The organism is [Actinomadura] parvosata subsp. kistnae, assembly GCF_900323885.1.
GTDB classification, from domain to species: domain Bacteria; phylum Actinomycetota; class Actinomycetes; order Streptosporangiales; family Streptosporangiaceae; genus Nonomuraea; species Nonomuraea composti.
The window spans coordinates 1,252,999-1,268,858 of sequence record NZ_OOHJ01000022.1 but is presented as its reverse complement, the minus strand read 5'-3'; the positions used below and the strand labels follow the sequence as shown (position 1 = coordinate 1,268,858).

Below are 15,860 nucleotides of genomic sequence, written 5' to 3'. Positions count from 1 at the left end.
TGGTGAACAAGATCTCTCCTTACTTGGCCGCGTCGGGGACGCGGTCCGCCGTTACCAGGTGGCACGCGGCGGGGTGACCGCTGCCACGCGGGTCGTTCAACAGAGGTTCGGAGGTACGGCACTCGTCGTAGGCCAGCGGGCACCGCGTGTGGAAGCGGCAGCCGGACGGCGGGTCCATCGGGCTCGGCACGTCGCCGCCGAGCACGATCCGGCGCCGCTCCCGCTGCCTGGCCGGATCGGCCACCGGCGCGGCCGACAGCAGGGCCTGCGTGTACGGATGCCGCGGCCCGGCGAAGATCTCGGCCGTGGGGCCGGACTCCACGATCTTCCCCAGGTACATGACCGCGATCCGGTCGGCCAGGAACTCCACGACCGACAGGTCATGCGTGATGAACAGGCACGAGAACCCCATGTCCCGCTGCAGGTCGGTGATCAGGTTGAGCACCGACGCCTGCACGGACACGTCCAGCGCCGAGACCGGCTCGTCCGCCACGACCAGCTTGGGCTCCAGGATCAGCGCCCTGGCCAGCCCCACCCGCTGCCGCTGCCCGCCGGACAGCTCGTGCGGGAACCGCTTGCGCATCTCCTGCCGCAGCCCGACCTTCTCCAGCATCGCCGCCACCCGGCCCGCCACCTCGCGCCGGTCGGTGACCTTGTGCCGCAGCAGCGGCTCGGCCACGATCCGCTCGATCGTGAAGCGCGGGTTGAGCGAGGAGAACGGGTCCTGGAAGACCATGTGCACGTCGCGGCGCAGCGGGCGCATCGCCCGGCGCGACAGGTGTGTGATGTCCCTGCCGCCCAGCTCGATCGTGCCCGCCGTCGGCTCGGTCAGGCGCAGCACGCACTTGCCGACCGTGGACTTGCCGCTGCCCGACTCGCCGACCAGGCCGAGCACCTCGCCCTCGCCGATCTCCAGCGACAGGCCGTCCACCGCCCGGACGGGGCCGTAGTGCTTGACCAGGTTGTCGATCCGCAGGATCACGACTGACCTCCGGGGTGGAAGCAGGCCGCCAGGTGGTCGTCGCCCTGGCGTTCGAGCGGGGGTCTGGACGCCCGGCAGTCGTCCTGGGCGAACCGGCAGCGGTCGTGGAAGGCGCACTGGTCGGGGTCCGACAGCGGCGAGGGCACCATGCCGGGGATCTCCGCCAGCCGGCCGTTGACGGCGGCCGAGGGCAGGGCGTTCATCAGCCCCAGCGTGTACGGGTGCCGCGGCCGGGCGAACAGCTCGGCCACGGGCGCCTGCTCGACGGCGCGGCCCGCGTACATGACCATGGCCCGGTCGGCGATGTCGGCGACCACGCCCAGGTCGTGCGTGATGAGGATGATCGCGGTGCCCAGCCGGTCGCGCAGGTCGCGGAAGACGTCCAGCACGCCCGCCTGGATCGTCACGTCGAGCGCCGTCGTCGGCTCGTCGGCGATCAGCACGCGCGGCGAGCAGGCCACCGCGATGGCGATCATGACCCGCTGCCGCATGCCGCCGGACAGCTGGTGCGGGTACTCCTTCATCCGGCGCACCGGAGCGGGGATGCCGACCAGCTCCAGCAGCTCCACGGCCCGCTGGTTCGCGGCCTGCCGCGACAGCCTCTCGTGCCGGCGCAGCACCTCGGTGATCTGGTAGCCGACCGTGAACGACGGGTTCAGCGAGGTCATCGGCTCCTGGAAGACGACCGAGACGGTCTTGCCGCGCACCTGCCGCATCTCCGGCTCGGGCAGCGTGGTCAGCTCGCGGCCGTCCAGCCTGATCGAGCCGGTCAGCCGCGTCGTCGCGGGCGGCAGCAGCCGGGGGATCGACATCGCGGTGACCGACTTGCCGCAGCCCGACTCGCCGCACAGGGCGAGGATCTCGCCCTCGTCCAGGGTGAGCGAGATGTCCCTGACCGCCTGGACGTGGCCGTCCTCGGTGTCGAAGCCGACCTTGAGGTCGGTGATCTCCAGCAGGCTCATCGGTGGCTCCTCGGGTCCAGTACGTCACGCAGGCCGTCGCCGAGCAGGTTGAAGCCGAGCGTGGCCAGCGCGATCATCAGGCCGGGCCAGATCGCCAGCCAGGGCGCGTCGCTCAGGTACTGCTGCGCGGTCGTCAGCATCACGCCCCACGACGGGGTCGGCGGCTGCACGCCCAGCCCGAGGAACGACAGCGTCGCCTCACCGATGATCGCCGCCGGGATCGCCACCGTGGCCTGCACGATGAGCGGGCTGGCGCAGTTCGGCAGCACGTAACGGAAGATGATGTGCCCGTCGCCCGCGCCGTCGGCGATGGCCGCGGCCACGTAGTCCATCTCCCTGACGGCCAGCACCTCGCCGCGGGTGATCCGGATGATCGCGGGCAGCTGGGAGAAGCCCAGCGCCAGCACGACGCCCTTCAGCGACGGCCCGATGATCGCCGCCAGGCCCACCGCGAACACCAGGAACGGGAAGGCCAGCGTCACGTCCACCAGCCGCATCACGATCGGGTCCAGCCAGCGCCGGTAGAAGCCGGCGACCAGCCCGATCGGGATGCCGACCACCATCGCCAGCAGCGTGGACAGCACGCCCGCCTGCAGCGAGACCTGGGCGCCGTGCGCGATGCGGGCGAAGGCGTCCCGGCCGAGGTCGTCGGTGCCCATCGGGTGCGCGCCCGACGGGGGTGCGAGCGTGGCCAGGTAGTCCTGCGCCGCCGGGTCGCCCGTCACCAGCGGGCCGAGCAGGGCCAGCAGGACGAACGCGACCACCAGCACCAGGCCCGCCATCGGCATCGGCCGCCGCCTGAAACGCCGCCAGTGCCTAGTCACGGGTGCCTCCCGACAGCCTGATCCGGGGGTTGAGGAAGGCGTAGGCGATGTCGACCAGCAGGTTCACCACGACGTACCCGATGACCGTGACCAGCACGACCGCCTGGATGACGGGATAGTTCCTGGTCAGCACCGCGTCCACGGTCAGCTTGCCGAAGCCCGGGATGACGAAGATCTGCTCGGTCACCACGGCGCCGCTGATCAGCGCGCCGAGCTGCAGGCCGAGCACCGTCACGACGGTCGTCAGGCTGTTGCGCAGCGCGTGCGCGCCCACCACCTTGGCCTCCGACAGGCCCTTCGACCTGGCGGTCCTGACGTAGTCGGCCGACAGCGCGCCCAGCATGGCCGAGCGGGTCTGCCGCATCAGGATCGCCGCGAAGCCCGTGCCGAGCACCAGGGCCGGCAGGATCATGCGCTGCAGGTTCCCGGCCGGGTCCTCGGTGAACGGCACGTACCCGGAGGCCGGCAGCACCCGCCACGTCACCGCGAACAGCAGGATGCCGAGCAGGCCCAGCCAGAAGTGCGGGATCGACAGCCCCGCCAGGCCGAAGCCGGTGGCCACGTAGTCGGCGAGCTTGCCGCGGCGGACGGCGGCCACGATGCCCGCCCCCACGCCGACGACGATCGCGACCAGCATGGCCAGCAGCGACAGCTCCAGCGTCACCGGCAGCCGCTCGGCCAGGATGTCCGCCACGGGCAGCTGGTCCTGGGTCGAGCGGCCGAAGTTGCCGGTCAGCGTCTGGCCGACGTAGTCCAGGTACTGCGCCGGCAGCGGCTTGTCCAGGCCGAACTCCTTGCGGATGGCCTCGATCGCGGCCGGCGACGCCTCCTGGCCGGCCATCACCGTGGCCGGGTCGCCGGGCAGCGCCCGGATGCCCAGGAAGATCAGGACGCTGGACAGGAACAGCACGAGCACGGCCGATCCGCAGCGCCGCAGGATGAACCAGAGCATCAGGCGGCGAACCCGGCGGTGACGAAGCGGGGCAGGCCGTCCTTGAAGTACTGGACGCCGGCCACGGTCTTGTGCATGCCCAGGTAGTACAGGTTGTGGTACAGGTACACCACGCCGCGCAGCTCGGCGGCCTTCTTCATGGCGCTGCCGTACAGCTCGGCCCGCTTGGCGACGTCCGTCTCGGCGGCGGCCTGCTTGATCGGGTCGTCGATGCCGGGGTCCGACATGCCCGCGTAGTTGTTGCTGCCCTGGGTGGTGACCAGGTTCGTGAGGTTGCCGTCCGGGTCCACGCGGCCCGACCAGCCGCTCAGCAGCACGTCGAACTTGCCGGCCTTGCCCTGCTCCAGCACGCTGACGAACTCGGCCGTCTGCACGCTCACGTTGAAGCCCGCCTCCTTGGCCATCGACTGGATGACCTGCGCCAGGCGCTGGTTGACGGCGTCGTTCGGGGTGGCGAGGGTGACCGGGATCGGCGTGGCCACGCCGGAGGCCTGCACGAGCTGCTTGGCCTTGGCCAGGTCGCGCTTGGGGCAGGTCAGGTCCTTCGGCCGGTACGGGCTGTCCACCGGGACGGGGTAGCAGTCCACCTGGTGCAGCCCGTTGTAGACGGCCTTGTTGATCGCGTCGCGGTCGAGCGACAGCTCGAACGCCTCACGCAGCTGCGGGCTCTTGCCGAGCGGCGTGTCGATCGGGCCGGGCTTCTCGGTGGAACCCTTGGCGTTGCCGATGTTGATCTGGAAGCCGTAGTAGCCGAGGCCGCCGCCGGACACGACGGTCAGGTTCGGGTCGGCCTGCACGCCCGCGACGGTGTTCGTGGCGAGCTGGTCGGCCACCTGCACGTCGCCGGACTTGAGGTTCGCGGCGCGCACGTTGGGGTCGACGATGATTTTGTATACGAGCTTGTCGAGCTTGACCTTGGCGGCGTCGTAGTAGTCGGCCGACTTCTCCAGCGTGATCTGGCTGCCCGAGGTGCGGCTCGCGAACTTGAACGGACCGACGCAGACCGGGCTCGCGCCGAAGTTGTCGCCCTCGGCGTCCAGCGCCTTCGGCGACATGATCATGCCGGCGCGGTCGGCGAGCTGCGCGGTCAGCGGCGTGAACGGTTGCGTCAGCGTCAGCTTCACCGTCGTGGGATCGACCACCTCGACCTTGGACACGGCGGCCAGGTCGGCCTGCCGCGCGGACTTCTCCCAGGTGCGGTGCCGGTCCAGCGACTTCTTGACCGCCTCGGCGTCGAACGCCGTGCCGTCGTTGAACTTGACGCCCTCGCGCAGCTTGATCGTCACTTCCTTGCCGCCGTCGGCCGGCTCGGGCAGGGCCGCGGCGAGCTGGGGGACCAGGGTGGAGGAGGCGTCGATGTCGTAGAGCTTCTCGCACATGTTCGCAAAGACCTCGCGGCCCACGAGCGTGGTCGAGATGCTCGGGTCGAGAACGTCGGGGTCGGCGTTGAGCGCGATGTTGAGCGTGCCGCCCGCCTTGACCGACCGGTGGTCGGCCGAGGCGCCGGCTATGGAACTCGGTGCCGCGGGCGTGTTGCTCGTCCCGCCTCCGCCGCAGGCCGCGAGGGCGAGGGGGAGGGTGACGAGCGCCGCGACGACCTTGGGGGACGGTCGCATGGGGCCTCCGTTGAAACGTGTTAGGAGACTGTATACAAGATGCCACATTTCAGCGGTGTTTCATCACCCTATGTTGTTATCTGAGCGTTTCCTAATCGTTTGGGTGTTTTGTCCTGCGGCCCACGGCCTGGAGGAACGACCGCCGCGCCGCCGCCACGTGCGCGACCGCTCTGGCCTGCGCCTCGTCCTCGTCGCCCGCCGCGATCGCCTCGCACAGGCTCAGGTGCTCGGTCCACGAATGGGGGCCGCGCGCGGCCGCCGTCTGGCTGAAGACCCACTGGGCGCGCTGCAACATCGGCTTCATCATCAGCGCCAGGTACGAGTTCCCCGTCGACTCGCCGACGGCCAGGTGGAAGGCCGTGTTCAGATCGGCCACCTCCTCCAGCCGGCCCGCCTCGACCGCCTCCCGCGCCTGGTCCAGCAGCCGGCGCAGCCGGTCGGCGGTCGCGGGGGAGCGCTTGCGCGCCGCCAGCCGCGCCGCCAGGCCCTCGATGGCCATCCGGACGTCGAAGAGCTCCTCGCCCTCCTCGGCCGACAGCCGGGCCACCGTCGCGCCCAGACGCGGGACGACCTGGATGAACCCTTCGGCGGCCAGCACCCGGATCGACTCGCGAACGGGGTTGCGTGAGACGCCGAGCGCGGCGGCCAGCCGATCCTCGACCAGGCGTTCACCCTGGGCGAGCTCGCCGGTGAGTATGCGGCGGCGCAGCTCCTTGGTGACCTCGTCACGCAAGGTCTGATGGGCCCCGCCCAGCGTCATATCAGTCATAGGGGGATTTATCGTATACAAGAAGTTAGGGATGACGCGCAGGGTACCAGTCGGCGTCCGTAACGTCCCTGGCCACCTCCCAGAGGCGGTCGAACTCCGCCGTGAAGTACGGGCACCAGACGTGGTCGCGGCGGGTGGAGAGCGTGAAGCCCGGCGCGGGCCCGGGGGAGCGGTGGCTGCTCATCGAGACGTGCACCAGGCCGTCGTCGTCGCCGGGATCCAGCAGGAAGACCATGAACGCGGGCGCGAAAGGCAGCAGCCTGACCTCCAGCCCCTCACGGGCGGGCAGGTCGCGCAGGAGGTACAGCGTGGCCCTCGCGCGGTGCTCGAACACGTCGGGCTGGTCGGGGATCGTGGAGCGCCGCGCGGCCTCCTCAGGCACGGACCCCGTGGGATCGATCAGCAGCACCTTGACCGACGCGCCCCGCTCCAGCGCCTTGCGCAGGTCATTGACGTAGGAGCGCATCGTGCGGTTGAGCGTCACCCCTGCGAAGCGCAGGTCGTGCGCGTGCGCCACCCGCTCGTCGAACCTCTTCATGCCGCCGGCCAGGAAGTCCTCGCCCGGCATGCCGGTCCGCACCAGCTCGGCGACCTGCTTCGCAAGGCCGGCCACCTGGTGGCGGGGGCCCAGCGCGTTCACCGCCACCAGCGCCAGCGTGGCCAGCGTGGCCGCGCCCACGACCTTCGTGTCCACGAGGTCGAAGACGCCGAGCACGCCGACCACCAGCGCGATCGCCGCCGTCAGGTAGATCTCCAGGTTCTTGCCGGCGCCGAGGTCCGCACGTAATCGTGCCCATGGCCGCATACCACGGTTCTACCTCGCGGCGGCCTTCTTCGCCCGTGACCACAACGCCAGGGCCGTGCCGTACATGGCGATGCCGAGCACGACGAACCCGATCGCCACCGGCCAGCGCAACGCCGGCGGCATGTACGTGGCCAGGAACCACGAGTGCCGCAGCTGCCCGTCCGCCAGGAAGACCATGGCGATGATGCCCTGCGGCACCAGCGGGATCGCGCCGAACGCCCCGCAGATCAGCACGATCGTCCGCTGCGTGGGCGACATGTTCCCGGGCAGGTCGAACGCGCCCGACGCCGGCTTGCCACTGTCGGGCCGCCGCCCCGTACGCATGAGGTGCAGCAGCTCCGGCCCCCTGGCCGTCAGCCGCCGCTCCGCCAGCAGGCCGAACCCCCACCAGCACAACACGCCGGTCAGCAGCCCCGCCGGCACGCCCCACCAGCCGTAACGCAGCGCCACCAGCACGGCCGGCGCCGCCGTGACCGCCACCAGGACCAGCATCAGGTACGCCATGCCGGTCGCCGAGCCGTCGTCCTCGCTCGTCCGCAGCGGGTTGCCGCCCCGGTTCCGCGGGTCGATGCCCGGGATCAGCGCCATCACCGACATCAGCGACACCAGGCCGGCCGCCCCGCCGAGCAGCGCGAACGTGGCCGCCATGACCAGCGGCCACGGCCCGCCCACGGCCGCCGTCGAGACGACCGCCAGCACCAGCCCGATCGGCCCCACCGCCGTCAGCCACGCGAGCTGGCGGCCCCGCACGTCGGAGGCGCCCGGCGTCATCAGCGTCAGCCAGTGCGCGGTGCCGTCGGCGCCGTACGCGTTGGAGGTCATCGCCGCCGCCATCATGATGAAGATCGGCCCCGCCAGCGGCACCAGCTGCGAGATGCCCACCAGCAGCGGCACCGCCGCGAAGGCCACCCCGTAGGTGAACGCGAACGCGAGCTGGTGGTTGCGCACCAGGTCGCGCGTCCAGCTCCGCAGTTCCTTGGCCACCACCGCGCCGTGCGGCGTGGCCGCCCGCATCGGCCGGCGGCCCCGCGTCGAGGGCCGGCTCCGGCCCGCCCGCCGCGCCAGCAGCGCCGCCCACGCCGCCAGCAGCAGCACGATCAGCACCGCCATCGCGGCCAGCGCCAGGTACTGGCCCTGGACGGCCAGCAGCCCCCACCCGGACGGCAGGTACCGGACGAACGCCGGAATCTGGCCGCCCTGCCCGAGCGCCACCATGAACACCCAGATCTGCCCCAGGAAGGCGAGGATCACGCCGTTGATCAGCCCGGCGCCGATCGCCCCCGCCCTGGAGCCCAGCGCCAGCCCCAGCAACGCCACCGTCACCTTCGACAGCAGCACGAACACGGCCAGCTGCAACACCATCGCCGGCACCGCCACGAGCGCCCCCGCGACGCCCTCGCGTACCCCGACGACCAGCAGCCCGCCGAGCGCGAGCAGGCTGACCGCCGGCGCCACCCCCACGAACGCCGCCACCAGCAGCCCGGCCGCCATGCGCTGCGGCCGCAGCCCCAGCAGCGAGAAGAACTCCGGCCGCAACGTCTCGTCGCCGCCGCCGGAGAACACCGGGCCGATGATCCAGCCCAGCATCCACACCGTGTACGCGGCCGCCAGCCAGTCGCCGCCCAGGAACGCCAGCACGATCGTGCCGCCCGCCAGCAGCACCCCGAGCCCGCCCGCGCCGGCCATCGTGCCGCCCTGCTGGCCCTTCATCGAGTGGCGCAGGATCGACATCTTCATCCTGGCCATGGTCAGCGCTACAGCCATGACAGCCCCTTGGCGGCCGTGGAGCCGGCGCCCACCAGCTCGACGAACCTGTCCTCAAGGGTCGCCTGGCCGCGCACCTCGTCCAGCGGGCCGGCCGCCGCCACCCGTCCCTTGTCGATCACCCCGACGTGGTCGCAGAGCTGCTCCACCAGCGCCATCACGTGGCTGGACAGCACCACCGAGCCGCCGCCGGCCACGAACCCGCGCAGGATCTGCTTGATCGTCGCCGCCGACACCGGGTCCACCGCCTCGAACGGCTCGTCCAGCACCAGCAGCTTCGGCGCGTGCAGCAACGCCGTCGCCAGCCCGATCTTCTTGCGCATGCCGGTCGAGTACTCGATGACGAGCGTCTTCTCCGCCATGTCCAGCTCCAGCACGCTCAGCAGCTCCTCGGCCCGCTCGGCCACCACCTCCTTGCTCAGCCCGCGCAGCAGGCCGAGATAGGTCAGCACCTCCCGCCCCGTCAGCCGCTCCGGCATGGCCATCCCGTCGGGCAACACCCCGACGAGCTGCTTGGCCTTCGCCGGGTCCGCCCACACGTCCGCCCCGAAGATTCGCGCGCTGCCCGCGTCGGGCCGCAGCAGACCCACCGCCATGGACAGCGTGGTCGTCTTGCCCGCGCCGTTCTGCCCGACCAGGCCGTAGAACGAGCCCTGCGGCACGCTCAGCTCGACGTGGTCGACGGCGGTGTTCTCGCCGAAGGTCTTCGTCAGACCCCTGATCTCTAAGGCCGGCGATGTCATGGCTGTCTCCTGGTCGCGAGAGTGAAGGTGGTGACCAGCTCACGGGTGAGCAGGTCGAGGTCGAAGCCGGGGTCGTTGAGCAGCATGCCGGGCACCGCGTCGATCGCGCCCCGGATCGTGATGGCCATGCTGCGCTGGTCGAAGTCGCGGAACTCGCCCGAGCGCTGCCCCCAGTCCAGGACCTTGCGCAGGTCGCTGATGGCGACCTCGGCCTGGCGCGCGTACGGGTGCGGGTCGCCGTCGTCGCCCGTCGCATGCGTGACGATCTCCACCAGCGCCAGCAGGGGCTTGCGGTGCACGCGCATGAACTCGAGATTGCTCTCCAGGTACGCGCGCAGGGCCTCCGTGGCGTTCGGCTGAGCCAGGATGCGAGGGACCATCATGTCCGTCGCCAGCTTGGCCACCTCCGCCACCACCGCCTCGATGAGCTGCCTCTTGCCGCCGAAGTGGTACGAGATGACGCCGGTGCTGATCCTGGCCTGCTCGGCGATCCTGGCCATGGTCGTACGGGCGTAGCCGTGCTCGGCCAGCACGTCGATGGCGCACTCGATGATCTGGGCCCGGCGTGCCTGTTCAATGAACGTTCGGCTTTCTGGCGACACCATCAGAATTTTAAACGGCCATTCAAACCTGGGGAAGACGTGGTCTGGTACGGCGCATTTCCGCACGTCGATCCCGCAGGGGCAGCACCCGACGCCCGGGCGGCCTCGTGCTGGTCAGGCCCACCCGGGCGGCCTCGTGCTGGTCAGGCCCACCCGGGCGGCCACGTGCCGGTCAGGCCCACCCGGGCCGCCTCGTGCTGGTCAGGCGCGCAGGCGCAGACCTCGCGGGGTCGGGTGGAAGCCGGCCGCCTCCAGGGCCGCCGCCAGGGGAGAGTCGACGATGGAGGCGCCGTCGGCCCGCTCCACCGTCAGCTTGCCCAGCGCCCCGTCGCGTACCGCCAGGGCCAGCGCGTCGACCGCCGGCTGCAGCCGGTCGCCGTCGGTGAACGACAGCAGCGTCTTGCCGCCGCGCTCGACGTACAGCACCAGATGCCCGTCCACGAGGACGACCAGCGCGCCGGCCTTCCTGCCCGGCTTGTGCCCGACGTCGCCGGGGTGCTGCGGCCAGGGCAGCGCGGCGCCGTACGGGCTGGCCGGGTCGGCGGCGGCCAGCACCACGGCCCGCCCCCCTCGCCACCGCCCCCGGACGACGCGATCCCCGGGGCCATGGCCCGCATCCGGTCCACCGCCCCCGGCAGCGCGAACTGCGCCCCGCCGAGCCCCTCGACGAAGTACCCCCTCCGGCACCGGCCGCTCTCCTCGTAGGCCCGCAGCACCTGGTAGACGGGGGTGAAGCCGCCGGGCAGGCGTTCGGAGGTGACCGCCCCGCGCGTCACCACCCCGTGCCGCTCCAGCAGGACCTCCGCCTGCGCGTGCGCCCGCTGGGTCGCGTCGGCGGCGGGCCCGGGCAGCAGCCACCACCGCCCGGCCACGGTCGGCGGGCCGCTCCTGCTCGGCAGCACCGCCCTGCGCCGCCGCGTGGTCGCCGGCCGGTGCGCCGGCCGTCCCGTGCCGAGCGTGGCGCGCAGCGGCGCCAGCGTGTCGCCCGACACCCGGCCCGCCCACACGAGGTCCCACAACGCGGCCACCAGCGTGGCGTCGTCCAGCGACGAGCCGAACTGGTCGGAGATGCCCCGGAAGAACAGCGCCCGCCGCCGCCCAGCAGCTCCAGGACCCGCTCGTGCACCGGGGTCATGGTGATCTCGGCCGGCTCGGGCAGCAGCAGCGGCGCGGTGTCGGCGAAGTAGAGCGACACCCAGCCGTCGCCGCCCGGCAGCGACCCCTGCCCGACCCACATGACGTCGCCCGCCGAGGTCAGCTCGTCGAGCAGCGCCGGATGGTAGCCGGGGACCCGCGCGGGCAACACGAGCGTCTCCAGCGCGGACGCGGGCACGGCGGCCCCTTGAAGCTGCTCGATCGATCGGACCAGCGCGTCCATCGCCCGCGCCGACCCGACCTGGCCGCCGCGCGCGTCCGTACCAAAGCCGCCCGCACCAGCCCCCCTGTCGGAGCCGCCCGCACCGGCCCCTCTGTCGGTGCCGCCGGAGCCGGTGATGCCGTGCCAGGCCGGCAGGAACAACGCGAGCGTCTCGGGGGCGACCGGCTCCACCTCCTTGCGCAGCCGGGCCAGCGACCTGCGGCGCAGCATCCGCAGCACGCCCGCGTCGCACCACTCCTCGCCCCGCCCGCCGGGACGGAACTCCCCGCTGACGACCCGCCCGGTGGCCGCCAGCCGCCGCAGCGCGTCGGTCACCACGGCCACCCCGAGCCCGAACCGCGCCGCCGCCGTGCCCGCGTGGAACGGCCCCGCGTCCGGGCGTGCCGCGCCACCAGGTCGGCCAGCGGATCGGCCACCGGCTCCAGGAACGCGTGCGGGATGCCCACGGGCAGCGGCACGCCCAGCGCGTCACGCATGCGGGCGGCATCCTCGATGGCCGCCCACTGCTCCTCGCCCGCGACGCGCACCCGGATGGCGCGCCTCGCCCGTTCCAGCTCCTCCAGCCAGGCCGGGTCGCCGCCGCGCACGCTCACGTCGGGCGCCAGCAGCGGCCCGTGCGAGCGCAGCAGGTCGGCGAGGTCCTCCACGTCGCGCAGCGGACGGTCGAGCCTGGCCAGCTCGCGCTCGCTGTCGGAGATCACGTCGGGGTCGAGCAGCTCGCGCAGGTCGGCCTGGCCCAGCAGCTCGGCCAGCAGCGTGGTGTCGAGCGCCAGGGCCTGCGCGCGGCGCTCGGCCAGCGGGGCGTCACCTTCGTACATGAAGGCGCCGATGTAGTGGAACAGCAGCGAGGCCGCGAACGGCGAGGCCTGCGACGTCTCCACCTCCACCACCCGCACCCGGCGCGCGGCGATGTCACGCATGAGCTGCACCAGGCCGGGAACGTCGAAGACGTCCTGGAGGCACTCGCGCATCGTCTCCAGCACGATCGGGAACGAGGCGTACTGCGAGGCCACGCCCAGCAGGTGCGCGGCCCGCTGCCGCTGCTGCCACAGTGGGCTGCGCCGGCCCGGCGTGCGGCGCGGCAGCAGCAGCGCCCGGCCCGCGCACTCCCTGAACCGGGAGGCGAACATGGCCGACCCGCCCAGCTCCTCGGTGACGATCTGCTCGATCTCTTCCGCGTCGAACGCGGCCACGTCGGTGGGCGGCTCGGCCAGCGTGTCGGGGATGCGCAGCACGATGCCGTCGTCGGAGTGCACGGCCTGCACGTCGATGCCGTAGCGCTCGCGCAGCCGCCGGTTGATCGCCAGCGCCCACGGGGCGTGCACGCGCGCGCCGTACGGGGAGTGGATCACCACCCGCCAGTCGCCGAGCTCGTCGTGGAAGCGCTCCACCAGCAGCGTGCGGTCGTCGGGGACGTAGCCGGTGGCCTCGCGCTGCTCCCGCAGGTACGCCAGCAGGTTGCCCGAGGCGTACTCGTCGAGGCCCGCCTCCCGCATCCGTTCCGTCGAGCCCTCCTTGGCCTGCTCGCGCAGGAACTGCCCGATCGCCCGGCCCAGCTCGGCCGGCCGCCCCGGCGCGTCGCCGTGCCAGAACGGCAGCTTGCCCGGCTGTCCCGGCGCGGGCGAGACGAGCACCCGGTCGGCGGTGATGTCCTCGATGCGCCAGGAGGTCGCGCCCAGCACGAACACGTCGCCGACGCGCGACTCGTAGACCATCTCCTCGTCGAGCTCGCCCACCCTGGAGGCCCGCTCGCCCACCAGGAACACGCCGAACAGGCCACGGTCGGGGATCGTGCCGCCGTTGGTCACCGCCAGCCGCTGCGCGCCAGGACGCCCCTGGAGCGTGCCGGTCACCCGATCCCACACGATGCGGGGCCGCAGCTCGGCGAACTCCTCGCTCGGATAGCGCCCGGCCAGCATGTCGAGCGTGGCCTCCAGCGCGCTGCGCGGCAGCGTGGCGTAGGGGGCGGCCCGCTTGACCACGCTCTCCAGCTCGTCGACCGTCCACTCGTCGAGCGCCGTCATCGCCACGATCTGCTGGGCCAGCACGTCGAGCGGGTTACGCGGGTAGCGCAACTCCTCGATCAGGCCGCTCTTCATCCGCTCCGCCACCACGGCCGTCTGCACCAGATCGCCCCGGTACTTCGGGAAGATGACGCCCTTGGACACCGCGCCCACCTGGTGCCCCGCCCGTCCGATGCGCTGCAGCCCGCTGGCCACGCTCGGCGGCGCCTCCACGCACGCCACCAGATCGACCGCGCCCATGTCGATGCCCAGCTCCAGGCTGGAGGTGGCGACCACGGCGGGCAGGCGGCCCGACTTGAGCGCCTCCTCGATCTGCGCCCGCTCCTCCTTCGAGACCGAGCCGTGGTGGGCGCGCACGATCTCCGTCACGGCGCCCTTGCTCGCCCCCGCCTGCGCCATCACCTGCGCGGGCATGGGCCTGGCCGGCCCCGTCTCCCACAGGGACAGGTCGACCGTCTCGGTGCCCTGCTCGCGTTCGTAGGCCAGCTCGTTCAGGCGCGTGCAGAGCCGCTCGGCCAGCCGCCGCGAGTTCGCGAACACGATCGTGGAGCTGTGCGCCTCGATCAGGTCGAACAACCGGTCTTCCACATGAGGCCAGATCGACCGGTTGCCCGGCTCGGGCGCGAACTCCTCCTCAGAGCCCTGCTTCGCGGGGCCCTCCATCTCCGTCATGTCCTCGACGGGGACGACGACCTCCACCTCGATCCGCTTGTCGGACGGCGGCTGCACCACCGTGGCCGGCCGCGCCCCGCCCAGGAACGCCGCCACCTCGCTCACCGGCCGCACCGTCGCCGACAACCCCACCCGCTGCGCCGGCCGGTCGAGCAGCGCGTCGAGCCGCTCCAGGCTGAGCGCCAGATGAGCGCCGCGCTTGGTGCCCGCCACCGCGTGCACCTCGTCCACGATCACCGTCTCCACGCCCCGCAGCGCCTCCCGCGCCTGGCTGGTGAGCAGCAGGAACAGCGACTCGGGTGTGGTGATCAGGATGTCGGACGGCCTGGCCGCGAACCGCCGGCGATCCTCGGCGGGAGTGTCGCCCGAGCGGATCGCCACCGAGATCTCCGGCACCGGCAGCCCGAGCCGCCGCGCCGTCTGCTTCAGGCCGGCCAGGGGAGCGCGCAGGTTGCGCTCGACGTCGACGGCCAGCGCCTTGAGCGGCGACACGTACAGGACCCTCGTGCCCTTGCGCTCCTCCGCCCCGGCCTGCCGGGCCCGCTCGGTCTGCTGGGCCTGCCGGGTCCGTTCGGTCTGCTCGGTCCGTTCGGTCTGCTCGGCCGCGAGGCGGTCGAGCGACCACAGGAACGCCGCCAGCGTCTTCCCCGACCCCGTCGGGGCGACGACCAGAGTATGATCGCCCCGCGAGATCGACTCCCACGCCCCCTCCTGAGCGGCCGTGGGCGCGTGGAAGGCCCCGGCGAACCAATGCCTGGTCACCTGGCTGAACTGGTCTAGCGAGCTCACCTGCACATAGTGCCTCCCGCCACCGACAGAAAACGCATTTGGCCCGGACGCGCGTGATTGAGCGGGGGTCTTCGCGGACATACAGCGACCGTGACGATCGATTACGCGGCCATCGAAGCCCGCCGAGCGGAGATACGACAGCGCTACGCTTTACCGCACCGACCATCCAGCAGCGCGCGTGGCCTGCACCACGTGGCGTTGATCTCGTCCGACGTGGAACGCACCATCAAGTTCTACCAGGAACTCCTGGAGTTCCCGCTGACCGAGATCATCGAGAATCGCGACTACAAAGGTTCGAGCCACTTCTTCTTCGACATCGGCAACGGCAACCTGCTCGCCTTCTTCGACTTCCCCGGCCTCGACCTCGGGCCGTACCAGGAAGTGCTCGGCGGGCTGCACCACATCGCGATCTCGGTCGACCCGGCCACGTGGGAGCGGCTGCGCGGGAAGCTGGAGATGGCCGGCGTGCCGCACCAGATAGAGAGCGGCGCCTCCATTTACTTCAAGGACCCCGACGGCGCCCGGCTGGAGCTGCTCGCCGACCAGCTCGGTGAGATGTACGGCGCGCGGGTGCTGTGACCATGCCACCCGCCCTGTTAGTCGCACAGTCAGCCGCACTGTTACCCGTGCCGTGACCAGCGTCCGATCAACGCCTGCCTCAGCGTCTGTCGAACGTCCGGCTCAGCTTTGTCGAACGTCCGGCTCAAGCTTTTGTTGGACGTCCGGCTCAGCGTCGTGACTTGTTGGACGTCAGGCTCAGCGTCGTGACGCCCTGCGCGTGCGCGGCTTGCCCGCACGCGGCTCCTGTCTGATGCCCGCGTGCCGCTCGGCGCGCTCCACCTTCTCCTTCCGTACGGCCTGCCGCAGCTCGAGCAGTAATCGGCGGCGCTTGGCCCGGTTGGCCTTCGTCTTGGCTGTCTTCGGGGGTGAAGACTTGGGGGTCTTTGGCATGCGGATGTCCTACCCACACCCCGGGCG

At 71.8% G+C, this 15,860-nt stretch carries 12 protein-coding genes and 1 pseudogene; 1 reads left to right on the top strand and 12 read right to left on the bottom strand.

Annotation, left to right across the window (positions count from 1 at the left end; translation table 11 throughout):
* Positions 1 to 19 precede the first annotated feature (19 nt).
* From KIS93_RS68530 to KIS93_RS48450, 11 genes and pseudogenes are all read right to left on the bottom strand, one after another.
* Positions 20 to 982 carry an ABC transporter ATP-binding protein gene (locus tag KIS93_RS68530; RefSeq protein WP_329607622.1) on the bottom strand — a complete coding sequence of 321 codons (963 nt, stop codon included), beginning with the start codon at positions 980 to 982 and terminating at the stop codon, positions 20 to 22.
* Positions 979 to 1,944 (bottom strand): ABC transporter ATP-binding protein, encoded by a 966-nt coding sequence (locus KIS93_RS68525; protein ID WP_080042034.1) that lies wholly within the window; start codon positions 1,942 to 1,944, stop codon positions 979 to 981. Before KIS93_RS68525 ends, KIS93_RS68530 begins: the two co-directional genes overlap by 4 nt.
* Positions 1,941 to 2,768, bottom strand: coding sequence for an ABC transporter permease (locus tag KIS93_RS48490; protein ID WP_155128400.1), 828 nt, complete (start codon positions 2,766 to 2,768; stop codon positions 1,941 to 1,943). Before KIS93_RS48490 ends, KIS93_RS68525 begins: the two co-directional genes overlap by 4 nt.
* Positions 2,761 to 3,720: an ABC transporter permease gene (locus KIS93_RS48485; protein ID WP_080042032.1), complete on the bottom strand. Its 960-nt coding sequence runs from the start codon at positions 3,718 to 3,720 to the stop codon at positions 2,761 to 2,763. The genes KIS93_RS48490 and KIS93_RS48485 overlap by 8 nt, the downstream gene beginning before the upstream one ends.
* Positions 3,720 to 5,336: an ABC transporter substrate-binding protein gene (locus KIS93_RS48480; protein ID WP_186404856.1), complete on the bottom strand. Its 1,617-nt coding sequence runs from the start codon at positions 5,334 to 5,336 to the stop codon at positions 3,720 to 3,722. The genes KIS93_RS48485 and KIS93_RS48480 overlap by 1 nt, the downstream gene beginning before the upstream one ends.
* A gap of 91 nt (positions 5,337 to 5,427) precedes the next feature.
* Positions 5,428 to 6,105 (bottom strand): GntR family transcriptional regulator, encoded by a 678-nt coding sequence (locus KIS93_RS48475; RefSeq protein ID WP_080042030.1) that lies wholly within the window; start codon positions 6,103 to 6,105, stop codon positions 5,428 to 5,430.
* A gap of 25 nt (positions 6,106 to 6,130) precedes the next feature.
* On the bottom strand, positions 6,131 to 6,910 hold the full coding sequence (locus tag KIS93_RS48470) for a hypothetical protein (RefSeq protein WP_080042029.1): 780 nt from the start codon (positions 6,908 to 6,910) through the stop codon (positions 6,131 to 6,133).
* Between the two features lie 9 nt (positions 6,911 to 6,919).
* Positions 6,920 to 8,674: a hypothetical protein gene (locus KIS93_RS48465; RefSeq protein ID WP_155128398.1), complete on the bottom strand. Its 1,755-nt coding sequence runs from the start codon at positions 8,672 to 8,674 to the stop codon at positions 6,920 to 6,922.
* On the bottom strand, positions 8,665 to 9,417 hold the full coding sequence (locus KIS93_RS48460; RefSeq protein ID WP_080042027.1) for an ABC transporter ATP-binding protein: 753 nt from the start codon (positions 9,415 to 9,417) through the stop codon (positions 8,665 to 8,667). The genes KIS93_RS48465 and KIS93_RS48460 overlap by 10 nt, the downstream gene beginning before the upstream one ends.
* On the bottom strand, positions 9,414 to 10,022 hold the full coding sequence (locus KIS93_RS48455) for a TetR/AcrR family transcriptional regulator (protein WP_080042026.1): 609 nt from the start codon (positions 10,020 to 10,022) through the stop codon (positions 9,414 to 9,416). The genes KIS93_RS48460 and KIS93_RS48455 overlap by 4 nt, the downstream gene beginning before the upstream one ends.
* A 198-nt stretch (positions 10,023 to 10,220) precedes the next feature.
* Positions 10,221 to 14,888, bottom strand: a pseudogene (locus KIS93_RS48450) (ATP-dependent helicase).
* A 186-nt stretch (positions 14,889 to 15,074) separates the two neighbouring features.
* On the opposite strand from KIS93_RS48450, the gene KIS93_RS48445 reads away from it, so the two are divergent.
* Entirely contained in the window at positions 15,075 to 15,461 is a 387-nt protein-coding gene (locus tag KIS93_RS48445; protein ID WP_230465504.1) for a VOC family protein, read from the top strand.
* Between the two features lie 177 nt (positions 15,462 to 15,638).
* On the opposite strand, the gene KIS93_RS48440 is transcribed toward KIS93_RS48445, so the two are convergent.
* Positions 15,639 to 15,833, bottom strand: a complete 195-nt coding sequence (locus KIS93_RS48440; protein WP_155128396.1) for a hypothetical protein — start codon at positions 15,831 to 15,833, stop codon at positions 15,639 to 15,641.
* Positions 15,834 to 15,860 lie beyond the last annotated feature (27 nt).

Bases quoted from the DNA above. Each gene is read 5' to 3' on its own strand.
- KIS93_RS48460 (WP_080042027.1), bottom strand. From the start codon at position 9,417: ATGACATCGCCGGCCTTAGAGATCAGGGGTCTGACGAAGACCTTCGGC.
- KIS93_RS48455 (WP_080042026.1), bottom strand. From the start codon at position 10,022: ATGGTGTCGCCAGAAAGCCGAACGTTCATTGAACAGGCACGCCGGGCC.
- KIS93_RS48470 (WP_080042029.1), bottom strand. From the start codon at position 6,910: ATGCGGCCATGGGCACGATTACGTGCGGACCTCGGCGCCGGCAAGAAC.
- KIS93_RS48440 (WP_155128396.1), bottom strand. From the start codon at position 15,833: ATGCCAAAGACCCCCAAGTCTTCACCCCCGAAGACAGCCAAGACGAAG.
- KIS93_RS48480 (WP_186404856.1), bottom strand. From the start codon at position 5,336: ATGCGACCGTCCCCCAAGGTCGTCGCGGCGCTCGTCACCCTCCCCCTC.
- KIS93_RS48485 (WP_080042032.1), bottom strand. From the start codon at position 3,720: ATGCTCTGGTTCATCCTGCGGCGCTGCGGATCGGCCGTGCTCGTGCTG.
- KIS93_RS68525 (WP_080042034.1), bottom strand. From the start codon at position 1,944: ATGAGCCTGCTGGAGATCACCGACCTCAAGGTCGGCTTCGACACCGAG.
- KIS93_RS48475 (WP_080042030.1), bottom strand. From the start codon at position 6,105: ATGACTGATATGACGCTGGGCGGGGCCCATCAGACCTTGCGTGACGAG.
- KIS93_RS48465 (WP_155128398.1), bottom strand. From the start codon at position 8,674: ATGGCTGTAGCGCTGACCATGGCCAGGATGAAGATGTCGATCCTGCGC.